The organism is Micromonospora antibiotica (assembly GCF_017599305.1).
Classification (GTDB): Bacteria; Actinomycetota; Actinomycetes; order Mycobacteriales; family Micromonosporaceae; genus Micromonospora; species Micromonospora antibiotica.
This window is the reverse complement of sequence record NZ_JAGFWR010000015.1, coordinates 17,454-41,474: the sequence shown is the minus strand read 5'-3', so window position 1 is coordinate 41,474 and position 24,021 is coordinate 17,454. Positions and strand designations below refer to the sequence as shown.

Annotated in this window: 22 protein-coding genes; 10 read left to right on the top strand and 12 right to left on the bottom strand. The window is 74.1% G+C overall.

Annotated elements, in window-relative coordinates:
* Nucleotides 1–60 precede the first annotated feature (60 nt).
* Nucleotides 61–1,242 (bottom strand): glycosyltransferase, encoded by a 1,182-nt coding sequence (locus JQN83_RS22400; protein ID WP_208569115.1) that lies wholly within the window; start codon nt 1,240–1,242, stop codon nt 61–63.
* A 177-nt stretch (nt 1,243–1,419) separates the two neighbouring features.
* On the opposite strand from JQN83_RS22400, the gene JQN83_RS22395 reads away from it, so the two are divergent.
* Nucleotides 1,420–2,367 carry a 3-oxoacyl-[acyl-carrier-protein] synthase III C-terminal domain-containing protein gene (locus tag JQN83_RS22395; RefSeq protein WP_208569114.1) on the top strand — a complete coding sequence of 316 codons (948 nt, stop codon included), beginning with the start codon at nt 1,420–1,422 and terminating at the stop codon, nt 2,365–2,367.
* Between the two features lie 82 nt (nt 2,368–2,449).
* A complete protein-coding gene (locus tag JQN83_RS22390; protein WP_244252990.1) occupies nt 2,450–3,463 on the top strand; it encodes a beta-ketoacyl-[acyl-carrier-protein] synthase family protein in 1,014 nt (337 codons plus the stop codon).
* 39 nt (nt 3,464–3,502) lie between these two features.
* Here the strand turns inward: JQN83_RS22390 and JQN83_RS22385 are convergent, their stop codons facing one another.
* The 6 genes from JQN83_RS22385 to JQN83_RS22360 all read right to left on the bottom strand — a co-directional run bounded on the left by JQN83_RS22385 (nt 3,503) and on the right by JQN83_RS22360 (nt 10,810).
* Nucleotides 3,503–4,528 carry an aminotransferase class I/II-fold pyridoxal phosphate-dependent enzyme gene (locus JQN83_RS22385; RefSeq protein WP_244252989.1) on the bottom strand — a complete coding sequence of 342 codons (1,026 nt, stop codon included), beginning with the start codon at nt 4,526–4,528 and terminating at the stop codon, nt 3,503–3,505.
* Nucleotides 4,525–5,808, bottom strand: a complete 1,284-nt coding sequence (locus JQN83_RS22380) for an FAD-dependent oxidoreductase (RefSeq protein ID WP_208569113.1) — start codon at nt 5,806–5,808, stop codon at nt 4,525–4,527. The genes JQN83_RS22385 and JQN83_RS22380 overlap by 4 nt, the downstream gene beginning before the upstream one ends.
* Nucleotides 5,805–7,505, bottom strand: coding sequence for a prenyltransferase/squalene oxidase repeat-containing protein (locus tag JQN83_RS22375; protein ID WP_208569112.1), 1,701 nt, complete (start codon nt 7,503–7,505; stop codon nt 5,805–5,807). Before JQN83_RS22375 ends, JQN83_RS22380 begins: the two co-directional genes overlap by 4 nt.
* On the bottom strand, nt 7,502–8,539 hold the full coding sequence (locus tag JQN83_RS22370) for a UbiA prenyltransferase family protein (RefSeq protein WP_208569111.1): 1,038 nt from the start codon (nt 8,537–8,539) through the stop codon (nt 7,502–7,504). Before JQN83_RS22370 ends, JQN83_RS22375 begins: the two co-directional genes overlap by 4 nt.
* Nucleotides 8,536–9,555, bottom strand: coding sequence for a polyprenyl synthetase family protein (locus JQN83_RS22365; RefSeq protein WP_208569110.1), 1,020 nt, complete (start codon nt 9,553–9,555; stop codon nt 8,536–8,538). Before JQN83_RS22365 ends, JQN83_RS22370 begins: the two co-directional genes overlap by 4 nt.
* Nucleotides 9,556–9,784: 229 nt before the next feature.
* A complete protein-coding gene (locus tag JQN83_RS22360; protein WP_208569109.1) occupies nt 9,785–10,810 on the bottom strand; it encodes a methyltransferase in 1,026 nt (341 codons plus the stop codon).
* A 170-nt stretch (nt 10,811–10,980) separates the two neighbouring features.
* On the opposite strand from JQN83_RS22360, the gene JQN83_RS22355 reads away from it, so the two are divergent.
* The gene (locus JQN83_RS22355) at nt 10,981–11,844 is read left to right on the top strand and encodes a TauD/TfdA dioxygenase family protein (protein ID WP_208569108.1); all 864 of its coding nucleotides are present in this window, start codon (nt 10,981–10,983) and stop codon (nt 11,842–11,844) included.
* Between the two features lie 21 nt (nt 11,845–11,865).
* Here the strand turns inward: JQN83_RS22355 and JQN83_RS22350 are convergent, their stop codons facing one another.
* On the bottom strand, nt 11,866–13,038 hold the full coding sequence (locus tag JQN83_RS22350; RefSeq protein ID WP_208569107.1) for a cytochrome P450: 1,173 nt from the start codon (nt 13,036–13,038) through the stop codon (nt 11,866–11,868).
* A 198-nt stretch (nt 13,039–13,236) separates the two neighbouring features.
* On the opposite strand from JQN83_RS22350, the gene JQN83_RS22345 reads away from it, so the two are divergent.
* Nucleotides 13,237–14,412, top strand: a complete 1,176-nt coding sequence (locus JQN83_RS22345) for a nucleotide disphospho-sugar-binding domain-containing protein (protein WP_208569106.1) — start codon at nt 13,237–13,239, stop codon at nt 14,410–14,412.
* A 36-nt stretch (nt 14,413–14,448) separates the two neighbouring features.
* A complete protein-coding gene (locus JQN83_RS22340; RefSeq protein ID WP_208569105.1) occupies nt 14,449–15,654 on the top strand; it encodes a cytochrome P450 in 1,206 nt (401 codons plus the stop codon).
* 15 nt (nt 15,655–15,669) lie between these two features.
* On the opposite strand, the gene JQN83_RS22335 is transcribed toward JQN83_RS22340, so the two are convergent.
* A complete protein-coding gene (locus JQN83_RS22335) occupies nt 15,670–17,067 on the bottom strand; it encodes a condensation domain-containing protein (RefSeq protein ID WP_208569104.1) in 1,398 nt (465 codons plus the stop codon).
* A gap of 78 nt (nt 17,068–17,145) precedes the next feature.
* Here JQN83_RS22335 and JQN83_RS22330 point away from each other — a divergent pair, with 78 nt between their 5' ends.
* Genes JQN83_RS22330 through JQN83_RS22320 form a run of 3 tightly spaced genes read left to right on the top strand, consistent with a single transcriptional unit; the run spans nt 17,146 to nt 19,568 of the window.
* A complete protein-coding gene (locus tag JQN83_RS22330; protein ID WP_208569103.1) occupies nt 17,146–17,868 on the top strand; it encodes a 4'-phosphopantetheinyl transferase family protein in 723 nt (240 codons plus the stop codon).
* A 52-nt stretch (nt 17,869–17,920) separates the two neighbouring features.
* The gene (locus JQN83_RS22325; protein ID WP_307799566.1) at nt 17,921–18,202 is read left to right on the top strand and encodes a phosphopantetheine-binding protein; all 282 of its coding nucleotides are present in this window, start codon (nt 17,921–17,923) and stop codon (nt 18,200–18,202) included.
* Nucleotides 18,203–18,245: 43 nt separating this feature from the next.
* Complete coding sequence (locus tag JQN83_RS22320; RefSeq protein WP_244252988.1) at nt 18,246–19,568, top strand: glycosyltransferase; 1,323 nt, start codon at nt 18,246–18,248, stop codon at nt 19,566–19,568.
* A gap of 47 nt (nt 19,569–19,615) precedes the next feature.
* Here the strand turns inward: JQN83_RS22320 and JQN83_RS22315 are convergent, their stop codons facing one another.
* From JQN83_RS22315 to JQN83_RS22305, 3 genes are all read right to left on the bottom strand, one after another.
* Complete coding sequence (locus JQN83_RS22315; protein ID WP_208569102.1) at nt 19,616–20,839, bottom strand: beta-ketoacyl-[acyl-carrier-protein] synthase family protein; 1,224 nt, start codon at nt 20,837–20,839, stop codon at nt 19,616–19,618.
* A gap of 139 nt (nt 20,840–20,978) precedes the next feature.
* Nucleotides 20,979–21,239, bottom strand: coding sequence for an acyl carrier protein (locus JQN83_RS22310; RefSeq protein ID WP_208569101.1), 261 nt, complete (start codon nt 21,237–21,239; stop codon nt 20,979–20,981).
* 169 nt (nt 21,240–21,408) lie between these two features.
* On the bottom strand, nt 21,409–22,692 hold the full coding sequence (locus JQN83_RS22305) for a cytochrome P450 (protein ID WP_208569100.1): 1,284 nt from the start codon (nt 22,690–22,692) through the stop codon (nt 21,409–21,411).
* Nucleotides 22,693–22,966: 274 nt separating this feature from the next.
* Between JQN83_RS22305 and JQN83_RS22300 the strand changes: the two genes are divergently transcribed.
* The gene (locus JQN83_RS22300) at nt 22,967–23,455 is read left to right on the top strand and encodes an iron chaperone (RefSeq protein WP_307799565.1); all 489 of its coding nucleotides are present in this window, start codon (nt 22,967–22,969) and stop codon (nt 23,453–23,455) included.
* Between the two features lie 79 nt (nt 23,456–23,534).
* Nucleotides 23,535–23,978: a hypothetical protein gene (locus tag JQN83_RS22295; protein ID WP_208569099.1), complete on the top strand. Its 444-nt coding sequence runs from the start codon at nt 23,535–23,537 to the stop codon at nt 23,976–23,978.
* The last annotated feature ends 43 nt before the right edge of the window (nt 23,979–24,021 follow it).

The following is a 24,021-nucleotide window of genomic DNA, read 5'->3' as shown; positions in this document are numbered from 1 at the left end:
ACGACGCCGGGCCACGGGAGTGTCGACCATGGACGGCGACACCCGTGCGGGTGCGTCAGGTCAGGCTAGTGTGGGCGTACCCGTAGGACAATGGTCGACGGGTCGACCGGCCAGGGCGGCGAGGTGCCGGGCGGCGGCCGTCGCGCCCCCGGCCGCGGCGAACGACTCACCGACCCGGCGGGCCTGCGCCCGGTAGCCCGGCCCGTCGAGGACGGCGGTGAGCGCGGCGGTGAGCTCCGCCGGGGTGGCCGACCCGAACGACACCTCGATGCCGGCGCCCGCGTCGGTCACCTGCCGGGCCACCATCGGATGGTCGTGCCGGATCGGCGCGACGACCACCGGGACGCCGTGCGCCAGCGCCTCGGTCACCGTGCCCAGCCCACCGTGGGAGACCAGCGCGTCGAGGTGGGGCATCAGCTCCAGCACCGGCACCCGGGGGGCCACCAGCACGTGCGCGGGCGGGTCGGGCAGCAGGTCGGTCGAGGCCGTGAGCACCACCTGCACCCGGTCGGCGAGCGGTGCCGTGGCCGCCAGCATCCGCTGGAAGAAGTCCCGGGCCAGGTGCTCGGCCATCGTCCCGACGGTGACCAGCACGTGCCGGCGGGACCGGTCCCAGGCGTCCCAGTCGAAGGCCGGCGCGTCGGGCCGGTGGCCCAGCGCCGGGCCGGTCAGCACGCACCGCGCCGGCAGCGGCGTCGCGCCCGTCAACGCCGTGCTGGTCAACCCGAGCACCAGGTACGGCGAGAAGCGCAGGTCGATCGTCTCGTCGACCGGCAGGTCGGTCATCGCCCAGACCCGGGTGAGCTGGCCGCGTACCCACTCGTCGAACTCGGGCAGGTCCGGCGGGGTGAGTTCCAGGGTGCCGACGCAGAAGGTGGCCCACGGCACCCCGTACCGGTACGCGGCCAGCGCGCCGGCCAGCGCGTACTGGTCGACGACGACGACGTCCGGCCGGTGGTGCGCGACGGCTTGGTCGGCGGCGTCGCGGATGAACCGGTTGACCGGCAACACGTGCCCCTCCCAGAGGCTGCGCACCGAGGCCATGCCGGTCTCGCCGTCGAGGCGGAAGTACCGCTTGCCGGTCGGGTAGAGGGTCGCGTCGGGGCCGATCAGCGGTCGCAGGTCGCTGCGGGGCCCGCACCAGGCCACCTCGTGCCCCGCCGCCTGGAGCGCCTGACCGATGGCGAGCGGGGCGTTGAGATGGGACGCCACCGGCAGGACGACGAACAGGAAGCGGGCCACGTCGATATTGTGGCACGCGTTGACAGCGGCGGACGCCGCTGATGGGATTCGACGCGTGGCGGTCGACGAGCAACGACACCGGGCGGCGTCGTCCACTGTGTTTGGTGACGGGCCGACAATGGTGGCCGGCCGACGCCGGGCACCGGCCGTCGAGCGGCCACGGTCGGCACCGTCGGCATGACGGCCCTCGACGCGGTCGCGGTCCACCTCCCCCAGCGCCGGGTCCCGATCGAGAGCCTGGCCGGCCCGCTGGAGCTGACCGACATGCAGGTCCGGTTGTTCCGCCGGTTCCACGGCCTGGACCAGGTGCGCCGCGACCCCGACCTGTCGCTGCACGACCTGCTACTGCACGCCGCGACCGGGCTCACCGCCCTGCGTGGGCAGGAACACCGGGTCCGGTTCGTCCTGTACGGGCGGGCGTTTCCCGTCGTCACGCCGTACCCGGTCAACCCGCTGCACGACGTCTGCCGCGCGCTGGGGCTCGGCCACGCGGTCGCCTTCACCCTGACCCAGCAGTCGTGTGCCAGCGCGTTGCTCGCGATCGAGATGGCCGGCCGGCTGCTGGCCGCCGAACCACCCGGCCGGCACGGGCCGGGCGACGGCCCGTTGGCGCTGGTCCTCACCGGGGAGAAGGCGTTCACCCGGGACGCCCAGTTCATCCCGGAGACCTCGGTCTTCAGTGAGGGGGCGTCCGCGTGCCTGGTCAGCGCCGACGGGCCCCGGGACCGGCTGCTCGGCTACGCGTGCGCGCAGCGGGGCGAGTTCGACGTCGCCGGTGGCGCGTCCGGGGCCCAGTTCCAGCGCGAGTACCGGCCGGCGTTGGCGGAGGTGATCGGGCGGGCCCTGGCGGTGGCCGGGGTCACCCTGGACGACATCCGGCTGGTGCTGCCGCACAACGTCAACGTCGTGACGTGGCACCGGCTGTGCCGGCTGATCGGGCTCCCCCGCGACCGGGTGCTGCTGGACAACGTCCGGGACACCGGTCACGTCTTCTGCGCGGACGCGTTCGCCAACTACCTGACGGCGCGCGAGCGGGGGCTGCTGGACCCCGGTGACCGCTACCTGGTCGCCGCCGTCGGGGCCGGGGACGGCGCCACCTTCGCCGCCATGGTCTTCGCCCACTGACCGCGCCACAGGGACCGGTCGGCGCGTGCCGACGGGTGCGAAGCCGGTCGGCGCGTGCCGACCGGTGTGAGGAAGGAGAACCGTGCCGGCAGCCCCGCCGACCGACCTGCACCTGATCCGGGCCGCCCGGCGGGCCTTCCCCGGGCCGGCCGCGCTGCTGCACGACCCGGCCCACCGGGAGCAGTCCCGGCGCTACCTGACGGACCTGGCCCGCCAGGACGGGCGGGAGGTGCCGGCCGGCCTGTTCGACACGGCGTCCGGGTCGCTGGGGCAGTCCTACGCGGAGATGGCCGAGGCGTTGATCCGGGCGCTCGTCACGCCGGACGAACCGGTGGACCTGCTCGTCCTGGCGTTCTCCCGGCACGACATGCTGCCCGGCCGGGCCACCGCCACCTACCTGAGCCACGTCTGCCCGGGGACCCCGCTGTCGTTCGCCGTCTGCGACCAGGGCTCGGCGGCGGCCTTCAGTGCGCTGCGGCTCGCCCGGGCGTACGCGTCGTCGGGCGGGTGCCGACGGGTCCTGCTGATCGTCGTCGAACAGACCGTCGTGCCCTACGCCACGTCCGCCCCCGCTCCGGCCCGGCACCAGGGGGTCGCCCTGCTCTACCGCACCAACGGGCCGGTCCCCGCACCGGGCCCGGTGCCGTCCGCGGCTCCCGCCGCAGCGGAGGAGCCGGTGGCCGCCGGGGTACGAGGTGGACCCGGCACCACCGGCCCGGCGGGCTCCACCGGTGACGTCCTGGACATCACGGCCCGGGTGGGCGTCGTACGCCAGCACCCGGACGTGGCCGCCGACGAGGTCGCCGCGCTGGCCGGGTCCGAACTGGCCGCGCTGTCGGCCGGCCACCCCGACGGCCGGGTGGTGCTGAGCGCCGACCTCGCCACTGCCTGGCCGGCGCATCCCGTCGAGGGGGTGCACGTCACGCCGCCGGGGCAGCCGGTCACCGGCCTGTGGTGGACCCTGCTGGACCGGCTCGCCGGCCCGGACCGGTCCGGGCCGGTGGTGGCCGCCGACTACGACCCCGACCTGCGCTACCTCTGCCTGGTCAGCTGGGACGACGCCGACCCGACCGGCGCGGGACGGCCCGACCGGTGACGACTCCGGCCCGGACGGTGGGCACGCCGCACCGGCCGGTCAGAGCCCGGCGGCCAGGGCGGTCCGGGCGAACGCGCACAGCCGGTCGTTCGCCTCGTCCGTGCCGACGGTGATCCGCACCCCCGCGCCGGGCAGGGCCATCACCAGGATGCCGGCCTCGCGGGCCCGTTCGGCGAACGGCACCGCCCGCTCCCCCAGCGGCAGCCAGACGAAGTTCGCCTCGCTGGGGGCCACGGTGAGGCCGAGGCCACGCAGACCGTCGATCAGCCGGGTACGCGACGCCGCCAGTTCGGCGCAGCGTCGGGTCAGTTCGGGGGTGACCGCCTCGTCGAGGCTCGCCACCGCCGCGGCCTGGGCCAGGCTGTTCGGGAAGAACACCGCGCCCACCATGCCGGCCAGCGGCGTCACCCGGGGTGGCACCACCGCGTAGCCGACGCGCAGCGCGGCCAGCCCGTACGCCTTGGAGAAGGTGCGCAGGACGCAGACGTTGTCGTGGGCGCGGTAGAGGTCCGTCCCGTCGGGCACCTGCGGGTCGGTGACGAACTCCCGGTACGCCTCGTCGATGATCACCGGTACGTCGGCCGGGATCCGGGCCAGGAAGTCGTCGATCTCGTCGCGGTGCAGCGCCGCCCCGGTCGGGTTGTTGGGGTTGCACAGCAGCACGCACCGGGTCTGGTCGGTCACGGCGGCGGCCATGGCGGGCAGGTCGTGGCGGTAGCCGTCCATCGGCACCGGCACGCCCCGGGCCCCGACGTTGCCGATGATCAGCGGGTAGCCCTCGAAGGACAGTGCCGGGTGGACCACCTCGGGGCGCGGCCCGAGCGCCTGGACGAGGTGTTGGCACAGTCCGGCCGAGCCGGGCCCGACGAGGATCGCCTCCGGTCCCACGCCCAACCGTGCGGCCAGGGTGCCCCGCAGTGCGGCGGCGGTGCGGTCCGGGTACCGCTGGAGGGCGGCGGCCCCGTCCTCGACGATCCGTCGGATGCTCGGCAGCGGCGGGTACGGCGTCTCGTTCATCGACAGGTCGGCCGGCGGCTGGGTGCCGACGGTGGTGGCAGTGGTCATCGTCGCTCACTTCGTTGCGGGGCCGGCGGGACGGGCGGGTGGGCGTGCCGGTCGGTGAGCAGCCCGAGCTGGTAGATCCGGTCGACCAGGGACAGCGGTCGGACGTTCGTGCCGGACAGGTTGCCGGCGGTGAGCCCGAGCAGCCGGGGGTTGGCCGCGGTGCGCCGCATCATCCGCGCCCCGAGCAGCCGGGGCAGCCCCGACACGCTGGTGATCATGCGGGCGGCGTTGTGGCTGACCGTGGCGATGTGGTCGAGCTGGGGTCGGCGGGCCGTGTCGTAGTTCCGCAGTGCCCGGTCCACCCCGGTGGCGTCCGGACGGTCCCCGTCGGCGGTGAGGGTGGCGGCGAGGGTCTCGGCGTCGGCGAGTGAGCTGTTGACGCCCTGCGCCGCCATCGGGTGCACCGCGTGGGCGGCCTCGCCGACGAGGGCGAGGCCGGGCACGGTCAGCTGCGCCGCGCGCAGCCGGTAGACGGAGAGGAGTTGCCGCCGGTGCAGGCTGGCCCGCAGCGCCGACCCCAGCGGCCGGATGGCGGGCACCCCGGCGAGCAGCCGGTCGCACCAGGCGGCCAGGTCGGCGGCGCTGTGGCCGCGGAACTCGCCCGGCGTCACCTGGACGTAGACCCGGCAGCGCCCGCCGGGCAGCGGGTAGACCAGGCACAGCCCCCGGTCGGTGCGGTAGGCCGACACCTCGTCGGCCACCTCCACCCCGGGCACGTCGAAGGCGACCAGGCCGTGCGGGTACTCCCGCCGCTCGACGTCGATGCCGACGGCTTTACGCAGCGGTGAGGACATCCCGTCGGCGGCGACCACCAGCGCCGCCGGGATGTCCTGTTCGCCGTCGCCGCCGGTGACCCGGACCCCGGTGACCCGGCCGTCGGCGGCGCGCAGTGGGCCGGTGACCCGCTGCCCCCAGCGGAGCTCGACGGTGCCGGGCAGCCCGTCGGCGAGTACGCCGCGCAGGTCGCCGTAGTCGGCGCAGAGGATCTGCCGGTGGCTGCCCGGCAGGGTGCCGTAGTCGAGGGCGAGCAGTGCCCGGCCCTGCGGGTCGCGGATGGCCAGCTGGTCGACCGGACGCGCGCCGGTGGCCCGCAGGGCGTCGAGCACGCCCCAGCCGTCGAGGATGCGTACCGTCTCGGGTTGGAGGATCTCGCCCTTGGCGATCGACGCGGGGGTGCGTTGCCGGTCGAGCACGACCACCCGCAGCCCGCGGGCGCCGAGCGCGCGGGCTGCGGCCAGGCCGCCGGCCCCGGCGCCGACCACGACGACGTCGGCGCTCATCGGGCCACCGCGCCGGGTGTGACGCCCGCCCGCCCGGCGACGGTACGCCGGTATTCGCCGAGCGCCCGCAGCGCGACCGCCTGGGTGATCACGGCGTTGGGGTAGCGCAGGTGGTGGCGGATGTAGTTGCAGACCCGGGTGGCCGGCCAGCCGCCGTCGGGCCCGGCGGCGGCGAGCAGCCAGCCGACGCCCCGGTCGACCGCGTCGGCGTGCCCGGGGTCGCCGGTGGCCAGCAGCCCCTGGACGGCCCAGCCGGTCTCCTCGACCGACCCGGCGGTGCCGTCGCCCGGCCCCCACGACCCGTCCGGCAGCTGGGTGTCGCGCAGCCAGCCGGCCGCCCGGCGGACCACGTCGTGCCGGGCGTGGCCGACCCGGGACAGCGCCGTCACCACGACCGCCGTGCCGGAGGTGTGGTCGCGGTACCAGAGGTTCTCGTAGCTGCCGTCGGGGCGTCCGGCGGTCAGCAGCCAGGCCGCCCCGGCGGCGACCGCCGGGTGGTCGTCGGGGTGGCCGGCGTCGTGCAGGGCGAGGACGGCCTGGCTGGTGATGGCGGGGCAGGGCCCGTCGTTGGCGAGCTTGGTGTCGCGCACCCACAGGCTCCACGAGCCCCGGGTGTCCTGCCGGCCGATGAGCCAGGTCAGGCCGCTGCGCAGCACCGGGTCGGTGTCGGCGTCGGGGTAGCCGGCGAGCGCCGAGAGGATCTCGGCGGACTCCAGGGTCACCGGCCAGCCGCCCACGTTGGAGTAGCTCCATCCGCCCGGCGGCACGTCGAGCACCGTGAACGCGGTCGGTTTCTGGGTGGCGTGGAAGAAGTCCCGGGTCGGGGCCAACCGGGGGTCGGCGGCGTAGCCGGCGGCGGCCAGCCCGGTCACCGCGTAGCCGGAGCGGGTCAGGTCGAGGTTGGTCACCGCGTCCCAGGCGCCGTCGGGGCGGACCGCGCGACGCAGCCAGCCGACGACGGCCGTGGCGATGTCCGGGGCCTCGCCGGAGCGGGCCAGGCCGAGCAGCACCAGGGCGGCGGGCCACGGGTCCTCGCTCAGCGCGCCGGTCCGGCCCTCGTGGTCGTAGATCGCCCGCAGCAGCCGCAGGGCCGCCGGGCGGGCCCGGCGCAGGGTGGCCCGGCGCAGTCGGCCGGTGGGCAGCAGGTCGGCCTGCATCAGGGCCAGCCCGATGAACGGCGAGGTACGGAACGACAGCCGTTGCCGGCGGACCCGGTCGAACAGCACGATCTCCAACGGCAGCCGGCGCAGCGGGCCCGCCTCGACGGTCATCCCGGCCAGGGTGAGCAGTTGCCGGCAGAGCAGCGAGATGGCCGGGTCGGTGACCGTGTCGACACCGCCCATCGCGGCCAGCCGGGCGCGGCCGGCCGTGATCGCCTCGGCGCTGGCCTCCGGTGCGGTCAGGGCCAGGGCGGCGACCGCGACGGCGGTGGCGACGACCTCGCTGTCGGCCCCCACCACGCCGCCCCAGCCGCCGTCGTCGTGCTGTTGCCGGCGCAGCCACGAGGTGCCGGCGTCGACCAGGTCGGCGCTGCCCAGCGGGTCGGCGGCGTGCAGGGCGGCGACCGTACCCGCGGTGCCCAGCACCGAGGCCGGTGGGTCGTCGCCGAAGACCCCGTCGGGGCGCTGCCGGCGCAGCAGCGCCTCCGCGCCGTCGCTGATGGCCCGGTCGAGGGCCTCGGTGGGCACAGCGGTCATGACACGTCCTCCATGGCGGCTCGGCGGGGGGTGGCCAGGGCCAGTGCCGGTCGGCCGGTGCCGAGTTCGTGCCGGGCACGCATCAGGTGCTGGGCCCACCAGGTCAACCCGACCATCGGCAGCACCAGCAGCAGTTGCAGGCCGATACCCAGCCGCAGCCCGACCAGGGCCGAGGCCAGCACCACCCGCTCGACGACCAGGACGGAGTGCGCCCGCAGCGCCACCACGACGGGCATGTCGGCGCGGTGCGCGACCAGCGGGGCGAGGGCGACGACCCCCAGCACCAGGACGACGATCAGCGTGGCCAGGTAGCCGGTCCGGCCGTCCGGCCCGGCCAGCAGCCCGGCGGTGAGCGCGGCGATGACGGTCACCGCGTAGAGGGCCAGCACGGTGCGCACCGCGAACGGCGAACCCCGGCGTACCGGCAGCGTGTGGTAGCCGCCGGCCCGGTCACCGTCGATGTCGCGCAACGCACCGACCAGGTTGGACATCGTGTCGTGCGACCAGAACGCGACCATCGCGGCGAGCAGCACCGGAACCGCCGACGGGGGGTCCGGGGAGAGTCCGACGGCCAGCGCCCCGTAGAGCAGCGCGATCGCGCCGAGTGCGCCCCGGACCAGGTTCCCGGCGACGCCGCGCGCCTTGCACCAGCGGCTGTAGGCGACGATGCCGAACGCGGCGAGCGCGGCGGCCGAGGTGGTGCCCCAGCCGCCGAGCACCGCCAGCAGCGCGAGGACCGCGAAGCAGACCCCGCCGCACCACAGCGCCGTGCGGGCGGCCAGCCGGCCGGACGGGATCGGCCGGTGCGGCTTGCTGCCGGCGTCGAGGTCCCGGTCGAAGTAGTCGCCGAGGTAGTGGCCGCCCAGCCAGCCGGCGGTCGGGGCGGCCCACGCCGACACCAGCAGCCACGGGTGGTGCGGGCCGTCGGCCAGGGCCGCGCCGGCGAGGCCGACCAGCCCGACATACCACAGGGTGTACGGCCGCCAGGTTTCGATGTGGGCGCGCAGCGCGCGTACGGCACCGGCTGTGCTCACGCCGTCTCGCTCGTCATCCAGTGCGCGATGCCGGTGAGCACGTCGGCGCTGGCGGAGGGGGTGAGCGCGGTCAGCTCCGCCAGGGCCTGCTCGGCGTGCTCCGCCATCTGCCGCCGGGCCGCCTGCACCGCATCGACCTCGTCGAGCAGGGCGGCGACCCACTCGACGTCCCCCGGGCCGGCGCCCCGCCGGTGCAGCACCGCCATCAGCTCGACCCGGGCGGTGTCGGTGGCCGCGTCGTAGGCGAGCAGCAGCGGCAGGGTCGGTCGGCCGTTGTTGAGGTCGCTGGTGGCCGGTTTGCCGGTCTGTTCGGGAGTGGCCACGTAGGACAGCAGGTCGTCGCGGATCTGGAAGGCGATGCCGAGGTGCTCGCCGTAGCGGGCCAGCCCGGCGGCGAGTTGCGGGTCGGCGCCGCCGAGCAGCGCGCCGACGTGGCAGACCGCGCGGAACAGCGCGCCGGTCTTGAGCCGGATCATCTCCGGGTACCACCGGGCGCCCGCGTCCAGGTCACCGACGAGCTGCGTCTCGAGCATCTGGCCCCGGCACAGGTCCCGGCCCGCCTCGGCCAGGGCCGCGACGGCGGCGGCGACGTGCCCCGGGGGTGCGGTCACCCCTGATTCCACAATGGACTGAAAGGCCGTGAAGATGAGGTGGTCACCCACCACGATGGCGCTGGGAATCCCGAAGGCCACCGGCACCGCCGGGCGACCCCGCCGCAGCGTGTCGGCGTCGATGATGTCGTCGTGCACGAGCGTCGCGACGTGCAGGTACTCCATCCCCAGCGCGGCCGGCAGCACCCGGGACGGCGACCCGCCCACCGCCTCGGCGGCGTGCAACGTCATCATCGGACGCAGCAGCTTGCCCGCCGGCAACAGGGCGTACCGGGCGATCCCCACCAACTGGTCGGTCGTCTCGGGCCACCGACGCTCGAACTCCGCGTGCAGCAGCCGCCCGGATTCACTGCGGGCAAGGTCGTCGATGAAGGGCGGAAAACGCGTAAAGCCAGTAACCGTCATAGCGTGTCGACCCTTTCGCAAAGGCTCGGCCCAGCCGCCACGCGAGACGTTACCTGCCGGTCCCGCCCTGAACAACCATCGGAAAACCGCCCCGGCGATGGAGAAACACGAATGTCACGAACCAATTCACCATCAAATCGGTTGATGCCCAGAGAAATCCGCTGACCTGCTCACCGTGTGTCACACCGATAGAGCAATCAGGTACGACATCGGCTCGCCCGCCGCCGGATCAGGCGTCCGCCGCGAACTCCAACAGGGTCAGTCCGTCGGTGCCACGATAGGTCCCGACCGGTGCCAGACCGGCCGCCGAGGCCAACGCCGTGTGGTCGGCCACGCCCCGCTCCCGGCCACCCACCAACACCAGCATCTGCAGGTCGTACGGGGACCGGTGCGGCACGTACGGGTCGGTCGGCAGCACCTCCACCACCAGTACCCGTCCGGTCTTCCCGGCCGCCTCGGCGCACCGGCGCAGGATCGCCGTGGCGTGCGTGTCGCTCCAGTCGGTCAACGCCCGGGACACCACGTAGACGTCGGCGCCGGCCGGCAACTCGGCGAAGAAGTCCCCGACCACGGTGTCGACCCGCCCGGTCAGCCCGTGCTCGGCGAACGTGCCCGCCGCCGTGGCCACCGGCTCGGCCCGGTCGACCAGGGTGCCCCGCAGGTGCGGGTGGGTCGTCAGCAGCTCCCGCAGCAGCCCGCCGGCACCCCCGGCGACGTCGACGACGTGACCCACCCGCGCCCACGGGTAGAGCGCCGCCACCTGGGGTGCGGTGAACCGCTGCTGACTGAGCATCAACGCGTCGAAATAGGCCCGGTAGGACGGGTGGGCGTCCAGGTCGGCCCAGAAGTCCCGCCCGTGCACCGCCTGGTAGCCGGGCCCGCCGGTACGGATCGCCGTCGGCAGCCCGGTGTAGGCGAGGTCCATCCGGGCCCCGAGACCGTCGAGATCCAGGTAGCCGCCGTGTCCGCCGCCGTCACGGTCGCAGAGCAGCTCACCGACATCGGTCAGCGCGAACTCGTCAGGAGCCGGCTCGACGAAGACGCCCCGGTGGACCAGGTAGCGCAGCAACCGGCCCAGGGCGTCCGGGTCGGCGTCGCACCCGTCGGCCAGCTCGGTGAGGCGGGTGGTGCCGGCCGCGATCCGCTCCGGCACCCGCAGCGTCACCGCCGTACGGACCGCGAACGGGGTCGCCAGGTCGGTCAGCCGGCCCAGCCGGGCCGCCGCGTCGTCATCGGTCGGGGTCTCGATCGTCACCCGGACAGCCTCCTGTCGCGCCACGCGTCCACGATGGCCGTGGCCGTCGTCCGGCGGCCCGAATGTTCCCAAGGGCGGCGTGACGGCGTCAACATCGACGGTGGAGATCCCATTCACCGTCGTGGAACAATGCGCCGACGGGCCCGGGGCCCAGACCGGAGGAAGCACCGATGACCACTTCCCTCGTGCCGCAGGTACGGCTCGTCGCGGGCGCCCTGGGCGCCGAGGTCCACGGCATCGACCTGAACACCCTGACCGACGAGGGCTTCGCCCACCTGCACCGGCTGCTGCTGGCGCACCAGGTGGTCTTCGTCGCCGGGCAGACCGGGTTGACCCCGCAGGCGCACATCGCCTTCGGTCGGCGCTTCGGCGAGGTCGAGCTGCACCCGTACCTGCCCCGGCTGGAGGGGCATCCGGAGATCGTCCTCATCGACTCCGAGCACGGTGGGAAGGTCGACGTCTGGCACACCGACATGACCTTCCACCAGAGCCCACCGATCGCCTCCATCCTGCACCTGGTCGAGCTGCCCGAGACCGGCGGCGACACCATGTGGACCAACCAGTGCAAGGTGTACGAGGCGTTGTCCGCGCCCATGCGCGACCTGCTCGACGGGTTGACCGCCATCCACGTCATCCGGATCGGCACCGAGTTCACCAGCCGGGCCGAGCACCCGGTGGTCCGGGTGCACCCCGAGACCGGCCGCCGCTCGTTGTACGTCAACCGGCTGTTCACCTCGCACATCCCGCAGCTGAGCCGCAACGAGAGCGACGCGCTGCTGGAGTACCTGTTCGCGTTCTCCGAGGGCCCGCAGTTCACCTGCCGGTACCGCTGGCGCGTCGGCGACGTGGCGATCTGGGACAACCGGGTCACCCAGCACTATGCGATCAACGACTACGACGGCCTGCGGCGCGGTCAGCGGATCACGGTGCTCGGTGACCACCCGACCGGTGACGCGCCCCGGTGGGACCACTACGTCCCCGCACCCGGCCAGCGTTACTGGCCGGACCGGGTCAACGCGGTGGACAACTACTGACCGCCGGGCCGCCCCGGCGGCTCACCAGGTGACCGGGAACGACGCGATGCCGCCGTTCATCCGGTCGTGCCGCCACGGGATCTGCTCGATCGGCACCGCCGGCGTCAGCCCCGGCAGCCGCCGCAGCAGCTCGCCGATCGACAGCTCCACCTGCATCCGGCCCAGCGCGGTGCCCAGGCAGAAGTGCGGCCCGAAGCCGAAGGTGAGGTGCGGCGCGGTCGGCACCCGGTCGATGTCGAAGACGTTGGGGTCGGGGAAGACCCGGGGATCGCGGTTGCCCGCCCACGGGATCGCCATCACGCAGTCCCCGGCGCGCATCGCCACCCCGCCGAGGGTCAGGTCCTCCTGCACCACCTGGACCCGGAACATGCTGCTCACCGACGTGTAGCGCAGGATCTCGTCGGTCGCCGAGGACAGCTTGCCCGGGTCGGCCCGCAGCTTCGCCAACTGCTCGGGGTGCTGGAACAGCGCGCGCAGCCCGGCGCTGGTGGAGTTGATCTCCAGCCCGCCGAGCAGCACCCCCATCGCCAGCTCCACCAGCTCGGCGTCGACCAGCTCGTGCGCGTCCCGGCCGAGCACCCAGGCCGAGAGCAGGTCGTCGCCGGGGCTCACCCGTTTGTCGGCCAACTGCCCGGCCAGGTAGTCCCGCAGCTGGGCCTGCGCGGTGGCGGCATCGGCCGAACCGTACGCGGTGACCGAGTTGAGGCCCTCGATCCACCCGTAGAACCGGGGCCGGTCGGCGACCGGCACCCCCAGCACGTCGCAGACCACGTACACGGGCAGCGGCGCCACCAGGGCCGCCACCAGGTCGGCGGGCCGGGGGCCGGCGAGCAGGTCGTCGAGCAGCGCGTCCACCAGTCGACGCACCCGGGGGCGGAAGGTGTCGATGCGGCGGGCGGTGAACGCCCGGCTGGCCACCCGGCGGACCACGGCGTGCGCCGGACCGTCCATGTTCAGCTCGCGCGGGCCGACGCCGTCGGGGGTCGCGGTCGCGCCCGGCGGAAGCCGGGAGAACCGGGGATCGGCCAGGACGGTGCAGCAGTCCTGGTAGCCGAGCACCAGCCAGGCCGGCCGGCCGTCGGGCAGGCGCACCCGGCTGACCGGGTCGGACACCACCATGTCGAGCAACTCGGCCGGCAGGTCACCGGTGAACGGCTCGAACGGATAGTCCCGCAGCTCGGAGACGACGGTCATGACGAGCTACCCACCTGTCGGTCGGCGGTCCACATCGGGCACCGGTAAGACTCGGCCATCGGTGCGTCGTCGTCAATATCCATTGGGACGACCGACGATCTTCCGGGTACCGACATCCATCGCCTAGCATCTGTGCACCAGGACTGCCCGGTGACGCGCGCGGATGGGTCGGACTTGACTGCGGCTTTGCGGATTCTGATGTCGACGTGGGGCTGGCGGTCGCATTTCTACGGCCTCGCCCCGCTCGGCTGGGCCCTCCAGGCGGCCGGTCACGAGGTGCGGGTGGCCAGCCATCCCGCGCTGGTGCCGGCGATCACCGCGGCCGGCCTGGCGGCGGTGCCGCTGGGTGCGGACCTCGACTTCGCCGAGGCGTTCGCGGGCCGGATCGGCGCGGTGGGCGCGCTGGACGGGGCCGCCCGCACCGCCGAGCCGGTCGACGCGGTCGAGCCGGCGATCACCGCCGACGGCGGCGTGGTCCGGTTCGCCGACGCCCTCCTCGACGACCTGGTCACCTTCGGCCGGGACTGGCAGCCCGACCTGATGGTCTGGGAGCCGTTCAACCTCGCCGCCGCGGTGGCCGCCGCCGCGCTCGGCGTGCCCGGTGTGCAGCACCTGTGGGGGCCGGACTCGTCGGTCACCCTCCGGCTCGACCCGGAGGAGGTCCTCGGCCCGCTCGCCGGCCGGTTCGGGCTCGCCGCCACCGACGTGGACCTCACCGGCGGGCTGACCCTCGACCCGGTGCCACCACCGATGCAGGTGCCGATGACCCGCCCGGGACTACCGGTCCGGTACGTGCCGTACAACGGCCCGGCCGTGCTGCCGTCCTGGCTGCACCGCCCGCCGCGGCGGCCCCGGGTCTGCGTCACGGCGGGCACCATGATGGCCGGTGCCGGGCTCAGCGACCGGCTGGGCCTCCCCCGGGTCATCCGCGCGGTCGCCGGGCTGGACGTCGAGGTCGTCGTGCTTGTCGAACGGGCCCAGCAGGCCGGGTTGGGCCCGATGCCGGGCAACGTCCGGCTGGTCGACGGCCCGCTGGCGCTGCGGCTGGTGCTGCCGACCTGCGCCGCGCTGGTGCAGCAGGGCGGCGCGGGCACCACGATGACGGCGCTCGGCCTCGGAGTGCCGCAACTGATCCTGCCGCAGGTCAGCGACCAGCACTTCAACGGCGAGCGGTTGGCGCTCACCGGCGCCGGGACCTGGTTGGCGCCCGAGCGGGCCGACGACGACACGCTGCGCGACCTGGTCGGCCAGCTGATCGGCGACGGCCCCTGGCGCGACGCCGCGGCGTCGATGCGCGACCGGGTCCGCGCGATGCCCACCCCCGCCGAGGTGGTGCCGGCGCTGGTGGCCCTCGCCGCGCACCCCCGCAGCTGAACCCACCGGCCTGTCGGACCACCCTAGGAGTCGTCGATGACGCAAGAGCCCATTCCGTACCCGCTCGCCCCGGCTCCCACCATCTACCACCCGTCACCGGACTACACCCGGCTGCGGGAGACCTGCCCGGTGGCGCCCGTCGCGCTGCCCGACGGGGCGTCGGCCTACCTGGCCACCCGGCACGCGGACGTCCGCCGGGTCTTCACCGACCAGCGGTTCAGCCGGGCCGCCGCGGCCGGGCCCGACCGTCCGACCCGGGAGCTGGGTTCGCTGGCCGAGGACTCGCTGATCGGGATGGACCCGCCCCGGCACACCAAAATGCGCCGGGCGGTGTCGCACGCGTTCACCGTCCGCCGGGTGGAGGCGCTGCGCCCGACGGTGGCCGCGCTGATCGACCGGATGATCGACGCGATGGTGGCGGCGGGACCACCGGCGGACCTGATCCCGCACCTGTCCGCGCCGCTGCCGATCTATGTGATCAGCAAGCTGTTCGGCATCCCCGAGCAGGACCAGGACCGGGTACGCGAGTGGTCCGACGCGCTCGTCGGTGACTGGGACGCCGACCCGGCCGCCCCGCAGGCCGCCCTGGACGCGTTCGGCGAGATGATCGTCGAACGTCGCCGCGAGCCCGGCGACGACCTGATGAGCGCCCTGATCAACGCCTGGGACGAACACGACGACCTCACCGAACGGGAACTCGTCTCGGTGACCGCCGGCATCTTCGTCGGCGGCCACGAGACCACCACCAACCAGCTCAACCTGTTCCTGCTGGTACTGGCCCGGCACCCCGAGCAGCTCGCCGGCCTGCGCGGTGACGACCCGGTCGCGGTGGCCCGCGCGGTGGAGGAGCTGTCCCGGTTCATCCAGCTCGGGGACAACGGGGTGCTGCTGCCCCGGGTGACCACCGAGGAGGTGGAACTCGGCGGGGTGTGCCTGCCGGCGGGTACCCCGGTGCTCCCGGCGATCGCCTCGGCCAACCGGGACGCCTCGGTGTTCGCCGGGGCCGACACCCTCGACCTGGGCCGGGTCGACAACCCGCACCTGGCGTTCGGGGCCGGCCCGCACCACTGCCTCGGCGCGGCGCTGGCCCGGATGGAGTTGCAGGAGGCCCTCGGCGCGCTGCTGCGCCGGCTGCCCGGCCTGCGGCTGGCCGTGCCCGAGGACGAGTTGCGCTTCAAGCCCGGCCTGGTGGTACGCAGCCTGGAGACGCTGCCGGTGACCTGGGACCGGGTCGACGGGTGACCGTCGACCCGGCGCTCAGCCGGTGATCCGGGTGGGGGCCGTCGGGTCGAACGCCGCCTCGACGGCCACCTCCTCCACCCCGCGCAGCAGCGCCTCGGCCTGGGTCTCGGTGAAACAGCCCAGGTCGAAGATGACCTGGAGGAAGATGGTCTCCGGCTGGTCCTCGACGGTGATGAACGCCTGTTCGGGCAGGTGGTCCAGGGTGCCGTCCCAGACCAGGAACGTCTCGGCCGCCTTCCGCCGGATCTGCTCGGGGGTCACCTCCTCGGTACGCGCGCCGTCGTCCGCCGCCTGCCGGGTCACCACCCGACGGTCGTTGATCCGGCAGGTGACCCGGGCCGGGTACCCACGTTCGTCGTCGAGCCGGGCGCTGGCCTCGGCGAGCTGCACCGGGTCGTAGTAGGCGTACATCCCGGCGGCGACGGAGGCCTTGCGGGCCCGGGCCACCACCTCGTCCACGGTGGTGTCGGTGGCGTCCACGGTGAGCACGCCGTTCTGGCTCAGCGGGGCGATGGCCTCGGCGAACCCCGGCCGGAACCGGTTGCCGACGATGAGTTTGGCGGTTAGCGGGCTGACCCCGGTGGCCCGGCCGACCGCCACGGCGATCACCGCGAGCAGCACCCGGGAGGTGTCCGTCCTGGTCCGTCGGGCGATGGCCTGCACCGCCAGGTAGGCCGCGGGTGAGCTGAACCGGCCGTGCCAGAACCGCCGGCCGTGTCGCCCGGCCGGGTTGGTGACCGCGCCGAAGGTCGACGGCGCGATGTCGCGCAGGTGCGACTCCCAGTGCCGGACCGCCCGGTCGCTGACCCGGCGCAGTGGCGGTGTGCGCTCCCGCCGGCCGAGGTCGAGCAGCTGCACGGTACGCGGGTCGGGCGCCCGCCGGGCCGTCAGGTCGACCAGCCCGAGATCGGCCATCAGCAGGGCGGTCGCGGTGCCGTCGACCACCAGGTGGTCGAGGGTCAGCACCCGGTGCACCAGGACACCCCGGTGCCGGACCACCGCCATCCGCACCGACCAGTCCCGGTAGAGGTCGTAGTGGGCCAGCAGCCGGGCGTGGCCCAGTTCGTAGGCGAACTTCGCCACGTCGGCCGGGTCGGCGTCGTCCGGGACGTCCAGCACGTCGAGGGCGACCTCCCCGGCGGCGGACACCACCTGGCAGGGTTCGCCGTGCTCGTCGGTGCCCAGCCGCATCCGCAGCGCCGGGTGCCGGCTCATCAGGTCGCCGAGCTGCGCCGCCACCTCCGCCACGGTGACCCCGGCCGGCACCGGGTGCGCACCACTGACGTTGTGCGTCCACCCGGTCTCCCGCATGTCCTGCATGATCGCGAGCTGACCCCAGGTCAGCGGCGCGGTGCCCGCCCCCGGGCCGGCGAACGGGACGAGCACCTGCGCCTCGGCGGTCTGCGCGAACATCGGTCCATCAGAGCAACGCGAATCGGCACGTGTCAACGTCACAAATCGCCGCCGCCGCGGTGGCGTTAGGGTACGGCCATGCCCGACGCCGTCCGGATCTGGATCGTGTCGGCCCGGGTGTCCCCGGACGAGCTGGCCCGGTACCGGGCGCTGCTCGACGCCGACGAGCGGTCCCGCGCGGCGACGCTCGCCCAGGCGGCCACCCGGGACCGGTTCACCGTGGCGCACGGCGCGCTGCGCGTCCTGGTGGGCCGGGCGGTGGACCTGCCACCCGAGCGGCTCAGCTGGCGGCGGGGCCGGCACGGCAAACCGACGCTGACCCACCCCCGGGGTGGCCCGCAGACGAGCCTGTCCTACTCCGACGAACTCGTCGCGATCGCCGTGGCCGGCGACCGGGCGGTCGGGGTGGACATCCAGCATCCGACGCCGGGGCTGGACCCGGTGGCGCTGGCCGACCGGTTCTTCGCCGCCGAGGAGGCGCGGCTGGTCCGCTCGGGGCCCGACGCCGCCGCCCGGGCCGACCGGTTCGCCCGGCTGTGGGCCCGTAAGGAGGCGGTGGTCAAGGCCGCCGGGGGTCGGCTCTGGCCCCAGCTGGCGCTGCCGGTGCACCGCGACGACGTGGTGCGCTGCGGCGACCCGGTGGGGGTGCACCGGGTCACCGACGTCGCCACCCCGGGCGGGTACCGGGTCGCGGTGGCGCTCGCCGGTGAGCCGCCGTTCGACGTCGCGACGTCGTACGGTCCGACCGGGTGGACGGATCGTCCCGCCGGCACCCCGGCTGAAGATCGTCGCACCCGTTGACACCCGACGATCACGTTTGCTCTGATGGCTCCATGGTGGAGCGTAGGGTCCCGTGACAGAGTCCGACACGGCCACTGCGCCGCAGCTGCGTGCGCAGGTCGTCGACAGCATGACCACGCTGCTGACCCGGATGCTCAGGCCGCCGGCCCCGGTCACCGAACGGACCCAGCTGATGGACGAGCTGGGCCTCAGCTCCTCCCTCGCGTTGGAGCTGCTGCTCGAGATCGAGGACGAGCTGGAGATCCAGATCGACGTGGAGGATCTGGACGAGGACCAGATGACCACGGTCGCCGACCTGGCCGACTACATCACCGCGCACTGCACCCCCCGCTGACGGCCCGCGACGGGGCCTGGCCGGCGTTTCGCGAAGGAGTCACATGCCGACCATGGACCAGCCCCGGCTGAGCGTGGTGATCCCCGCCCACAACAACGGCACGGCGCTCGACACGACGTTGACGTCCCTGACCCGGCAGACCCTGCCGCCGCAGGAATTCGAGGTCATCGTCGGTGACGACGGTTCGGCCGAACCGCTCACCGCCCTCGTGGGGAGCTACGCCGACCGACTGCGGATCGACTGCGTACGCAGCGAAGCCAACCGGGGCCGCAGTGCCAACCGCAACGCGGCGGCGGCCCGCGCCCACGCCGACACCCTGCTGTTCCTGGACGCCGACACGGTGGCCCACCCGACCCTGCTGGCCCGGCACCGGGCCCACCACGACGCCCTCGACGGCCGGCCCGGGGTGCTGCTGGGTCAGCGGTACGACCTCGACTGGGCCGGTGCGGACGCGCTGCGCCGGGGTGAGCCGATCGGGGCGGAGCTGCTCGACGCCGAGCGTGGCGACCCCCGGCTGGAGGACATCTCCCACCCGCAACGGATCCACGACTTCCCCAGCGCGCCCTGGGTGCTCGGGCTGACCCACAACGCGTCGGTGGACCGGGAGTCGTTCCTGCGGGTGGGTGGCTTCGACGAGACGATCGTCAAGTGGGGGTTCGAGGATCTGGAGTTCTTCTACCGGATCTTCCACCTGCACGGGGCCCGGCCCGACCTGTTCGAGCTGGACGTCGAGGCGACGTCCTACCATCTGCCGCACTTCCGCAAGACGTCCAACGGGCTCGCCTCGATGGACAACATGAAGTACCTGCTGCGCAAGCACCTGCGCTACGACGTCGAGGTGCTGTATTCGATCAACACGTTCGGACGGCACCTGGGCCGGATCCGGCTCTACGGCCAGGCCATCGACGCGTACCGGCGGGCGGGGTTGGGGCGACCGGCGGTGCTGCCCGCCGCGCTGCGCGCGGAGCTGGCCACCCGCGCGGCCCTGGTCATCGGCAACGGGGTGGCCACCCTGCAGCTGGGCCCCGACTCGCAGACCTTCGACCACGACGCGCCGCCCGGCCCGACCAACGCGCACCTGCTCGGCACCGTGCTCCAGCAGTTCAAGGCCGGTGCGCTCGATCTGATCGTCAACGTCGACCTGTGGCGCTGTCTCCTCCCCGAGGACCTGCCGGCCTTCCTGACCCGGGGGCTGCTCAAGGCCGACCGGATCGAGCTGGTCGCCACCCACGCCGTCCCGGACCAGCGGGCGATGCTGCCGGTGCCCCTCGTGGCGGACCTCGACTACCTGACCGACATGCTGCACCAGCACTTCGACGTCACGGTCGGCGTACACGACACCGCGACGGTGCTCACGATCCGCTGAACCGCCCGGTGCGGCCGGCCGGTGCCCGCTCGGGCGTCCCCGGCCGGTCAGCCCCCGGCGGGGCCGAACACCAGGCTGACGTTGTGGCCGCCGAAGCCGAACGAGTTGGACATCACGGTGGTCACCGGGACGGCCCGGGGCTGCTTGCGGATGTGGTCGACCTCGTCGGCCGGGTCCGGGTCGTCGAGGTTGTGCGTCGGCGGCAGCAGACCGCGGCGCAGCGCCTCGATGCCGATGGCCGCCTCGACCACCCCGGAGACGCCGAGCAGGTGCCCGGTGACGCCCTTGGTGGAACTCACCGGCGGGGTGGCGGTGCCGTAGACGTCACGCAGGGCGGCGATCTCGGCCGCGTCACCGGCCTTGGTGCTGGTGCCGTGGGCGTTGAGGTAGCCGATGTCGTCGGCGTGCAGACCGGCGTCGCGCAGCGCCGCCCGCATGCAGTGCGCGGCACCGGACCCGTCGGGGCGCGGGGTGGTGGGATGGTAGGCGTCGTTGTTCGCCCCCCACCCGAGCAGGTCGGCGTGCCGGGGGACGCCGCGCGCCACGGCGTGCGCGGTGCGCTCCAGGACGAACACCCCGGCCCCCTCGCCGAGGACGAGACCGTTGCGGCGACGGTCGAACGGACGGCTCGCGGCCGTCGGGTCGGACCAGCCGTGGGCGAGCGCGCGGGCGTTGCCGAACGCGTCGACGAAGGCCGGGAAGAGCGGCGCCTCGCTGGACCCGCAGACCACCATGTCGGCCTCGTCGGCGCGCAGGATCCGCAGCGCCTCGCCGAGGGACTGGGCACCTGACGCACACGCCGTGCCGATCGACGAGGTGTAGCCCCGGATGCCGAACCGGATGGCGATCCGTGCCGCGCCCATGTTCGGCAGCGTCCCGGGCAGCAGGTACGGGCTGACCCCGAACCGGCCCCGCTCGGCCCGCGCGAGCACCTGGCTCGCCAGGGTCGACAGGCCGCCGACGCCGGAGACGATGACGGCGACGCGGTACGGGTCGACGTCCCGGCCCACCTCGACACCGGCGTCGGCCAACGCGTCCTCGGCGGCCCGCAGGACCATCACGATCGAGCGGTCCACCACCCGGGACTCGGGGCCGGGCAGCACACTGGCCGGGTCGATGTCCGGGCTGAACGCCGCGACGTCGACGACCCCGTCGACCGGGTGCCCCTCGGGTGGTCGGCGTAGGCCGGAGCGGCCCTCGCAGACCGCGTCGAACACCTCGGCGGCGGTGCTGCCGACGGGGCTCACCAACCCGATCCCGGTAACCGTCACACCCGCACGCACGCGCGTCCCTCCCGCCCGGTCCCGGCGACTCCCCGGCCGCACCGACGACAACCGTGGGCCCGACCGCACCGGGCCCGGTCAGCCGACCGGTCGACGGGCGGCCGGGCGGGTGGCGCGGCGGGCACGGTCAGTGCGCCGAGGCGGGCTGGATGCGCCGGGACACCGCGCCGCAGAACTCGCCGACCGTCATCATCGCCAGGGCCTCGGCCTCGTCGTCGTCGAACGCCACCCCGAACCGGTCCTCCACCCGGACGGCCAGCTCGGCGAGGCCGAGCGAGTCCACGTCGAGGCCGGCCGGACCGAACACCGTGTCGTCGTCGGCGCCCTCGATGTCGTATTTCATCTCGGTCAGCGCGGCGAAGAGGAACGCGCGGATCTCGTCGGTCATGGCCGTTGTTTCCTTTCCGGAGGTCGGCGTCGGCGGGCCCGGCAGCCGGTGGGCGCGGGAGGCGTGACAGGTGGCCGGGGACGCGGCCGGAGACCGGGTACGACGTCGGCGTGACCGTCGCCGTTCTGGTCACCGGAGCAGCCGCTCCGTGTGAATCGACCTTACTCAATCAAGACCGATTCGCAAGGTCCACCCGGACGGTGCCGGCGGACCGATCGGTGTCCGCAGCGACGAGCCGCACCGGGAGCCGGTCGTGACCCCGCAGCATGAGTTGCCGCCGTTCGCCGGGCTCCGCCGCGAGCGCCAGCGCCGGGAACCGGTCCAGCAGCCGGGGCAGGACGAGCCGCCCCTCCGCCCGGCCGAGCGCCGCGCCGACGCAGTAGTGCGGCCCGGCGCTGAAGGCCAGGTGCCGGTTGTCCGGGCGGGACGGGTCGAAGGAGTCCGGGTCGGGGAACCGTCGGGGGTCGCGGTTGGCCGCACCGGTCAGCACCAGCACGGACCGTCCACGGGGGACGGCGACTCCGGCGACGTCGGTGTCCTCGGCGGCGTAGCGCACGGCGAAGTGCACCGGTGGCTCGTACCGCAGGATCTCCTCCACGTAGGCCGGAGCGAGGCTGTGGTCGGCGCGCAACGCGGCCAACGCCGCCGGCCGCGCCAACAGCAGGGTCAGCCCGGTGCCGAAGAGGTTGGCCGTGGTCCGGAACCCCGCGTTGTACATGACGATCAGGTTGGCCAGCAGCTCGGCCTCCGACAGCTGGTCGGGGCGTCCGTCCCGGATCGCCGCCAGCGCCGAGACGAGGTCGTCGCGGGGCTCCGCCCGGCGTACGGCCAGCAGGTCGGTGAAGTAGGCGGTCAGTTCGTCGGCGGCGACGTTGGCGGCCCGGATCTCCCGGAACGAACGCGGTCCGATCTCCAGCACCGCGTCGAACGCCCGCACCCGCGACGGGAACCACCCCCGGTCCCGCTCGGGCACCCCCAGCAGCTCGCCGACGACGGCACTGGGCAGCGGCAACGCGAACGCGGCCATGAAGTCCACCGGTCGGCCGTCCGCGCCCTCCCGGGCGAGCCCGTCGAGCAGCCGGTCGGCGATGCGCAGGATCGCCGGTTCCAACGCGGTGACCCGGCGGGCGGTCAGCGCCTGGCCGAACAACTGGCGTATCCGGGCGTGGTCGTCGGGCGGGGCGTTGAACATGCTGGCCTGCAGGGTCCGGATCACCGCGTGGTCCCGCCAGCGCAGGCCGGCCCGGTCCAGGTGGTCCGCGTCGAGCACCCGGAACACCGGATCACGCAGCACCCGGTGGGCGGCGTCGTACCCGTGGGCCACCGCGGCGTACGGGGCCGTCGGGGCGAGCGCGACGGCCTCCCCCAGCTCGTGCAGCCGGGCGTAGTACGGGTACGGGTCGCGGCGTACCTCGTCGCCGAGCAGGTCGTCGAGGGATACCGGGAAACCCATGGCGCTCCTCGGACGACGGGCACGGGCGGAGGATGCGGTGACCATAGACGCATCGACGGCGACGTGTCCACGACCGGCGCCCCCCGACGACGGGTCCGCCAGCCGGCCGCCAACCCGGGTGGACCGGCGCAGCCCCGGTCCTGCCCCACGGTGGGGTCATCCGGCCGCCTGCCGTTGGTCAGGAATCGAGAAGCGGGCGGCGGCACCGGACCATAGCCTTTTCCCAGGTGGCCGGCAGGACGCCGCGCCTCGTCCACCCAGTGAGGGAGACAGCGTGTCCACGAAGAGTTCGACCGCCGCGTCCGGCGGCGGCACCGCCGGAGAGGCCGCCGGGGCCGATGCCGGCGGGTTCAGCGCCGAGGAGCGCGCCGCGATGCAGGAACGCGCCGCCGAGTTGCGTGCCGAGGGCAAGAAGGGCGCCAAGAAGGCCGACGGGATGCAGGCGGTGCTGGACCGGATCGCCCAGATGGCCCCGGCGGACCGGGCGCTGGCCGAGCGGGTGCACCTGACGGTGGTCACGGCGGCTCCGCAGCTGTCCCCGAAGACCTGGTACGGGATGCCCGCGTACGCGAACGAGGACGGCAAGATCGTCGTCTTCTTCCAGGACGCCGGCAAGTTCAACTACCGGTACTCGACCCTGGGTTTCCAGGAGGCGGCGCACCTCGACGACGGTGACCTCTGGCCGGTGTCGTACGCGTTGCGTACCTGGAGCCCTACCGTGGAGAAGCGGGTCCGGGAACTGGTGACGGCAGCGGTCTCCTGACCGGCGGCGGCCGGTTTCCCGGCTGGCGGGCGGTGGTCCGGGGTGTCACCGCCGCTCAGGCGGGTACGCGGCAGGGATGATGCCGACCAGCAGAGCCCTGATCGCCGGTGCGGCCGGCGCGTCCGCCCTCAACGCCGTCACCTACCTCGACATGGTGGTCCGGGCCCGGCCGGCCAGCAGCACCGCCGAGGACAGCGCCGGCCGGTTGGCCGAACTGGCCCACGTCGACCTCGGTGACGCCCGGACCGCCACCAACCGGCGGTCCGGGCTCGGGCCGTTGCTCGGCTACGTCACCTCGGTGGCCGCCGCCGTCGGCTACGTGGCGGCCGGTGGTCGCCGGTTGCCGCTGGGCGTGTCCACCCTCGCGCTGACCGGCCTGGCGATGATCGGTTCCAACGGCCCGCTGACCCTGTTGCGGGTCACCGACCCGCGGACCTGGTCGGCCACCGACTGGGTCGCCGACCTGGTCCCGCACCTGGCGTACGGCGCGGTCACCGCCGTCACCCTCCGCGCGTTGCGCTGACCCCAGGGCGGCGGCGCGGTGCCCGGGCCACCGGCGGGCGGGG

Coding starts and splice junctions, on each gene's coding strand:
- JQN83_RS22395 (WP_208569114.1), top strand. CDS start 1,420: ATGACGGCCCTCGACGCGGTCGCGGTCCACCTCCCCCAGCGCCGGGTC.
- JQN83_RS22385 (WP_244252989.1), bottom strand. CDS start 4,528: ATGACCACTGCCACCACCGTCGGCACCCAGCCGCCGGCCGACCTGTCG.
- JQN83_RS22380 (WP_208569113.1), bottom strand. CDS start 5,808: ATGAGCGCCGACGTCGTCGTGGTCGGCGCCGGGGCCGGCGGCCTGGCC.
- JQN83_RS22375 (WP_208569112.1), bottom strand. CDS start 7,505: ATGACCGCTGTGCCCACCGAGGCCCTCGACCGGGCCATCAGCGACGGC.
- JQN83_RS22365 (WP_208569110.1), bottom strand. CDS start 9,555: ATGACGGTTACTGGCTTTACGCGTTTTCCGCCCTTCATCGACGACCTT.
- JQN83_RS22355 (WP_208569108.1), top strand. CDS start 10,981: ATGACCACTTCCCTCGTGCCGCAGGTACGGCTCGTCGCGGGCGCCCTG.
- JQN83_RS22350 (WP_208569107.1), bottom strand. CDS start 13,038: ATGACCGTCGTCTCCGAGCTGCGGGACTATCCGTTCGAGCCGTTCACC.
- JQN83_RS22345 (WP_208569106.1), top strand. CDS start 13,237: ATGTCGACGTGGGGCTGGCGGTCGCATTTCTACGGCCTCGCCCCGCTC.
- JQN83_RS22340 (WP_208569105.1), top strand. CDS start 14,449: ATGACGCAAGAGCCCATTCCGTACCCGCTCGCCCCGGCTCCCACCATC.
- JQN83_RS22335 (WP_208569104.1), bottom strand. CDS start 17,067: ATGTTCGCGCAGACCGCCGAGGCGCAGGTGCTCGTCCCGTTCGCCGGC.
- JQN83_RS22330 (WP_208569103.1), top strand. CDS start 17,146: ATGCCCGACGCCGTCCGGATCTGGATCGTGTCGGCCCGGGTGTCCCCG.
- JQN83_RS22320 (WP_244252988.1), top strand. CDS start 18,246: ATGCCGACCATGGACCAGCCCCGGCTGAGCGTGGTGATCCCCGCCCAC.
- JQN83_RS22310 (WP_208569101.1), bottom strand. CDS start 21,239: ATGACCGACGAGATCCGCGCGTTCCTCTTCGCCGCGCTGACCGAGATG.
- JQN83_RS22305 (WP_208569100.1), bottom strand. CDS start 22,692: ATGGGTTTCCCGGTATCCCTCGACGACCTGCTCGGCGACGAGGTACGC.
- JQN83_RS22295 (WP_208569099.1), top strand. CDS start 23,535: ATGCCGACCAGCAGAGCCCTGATCGCCGGTGCGGCCGGCGCGTCCGCC.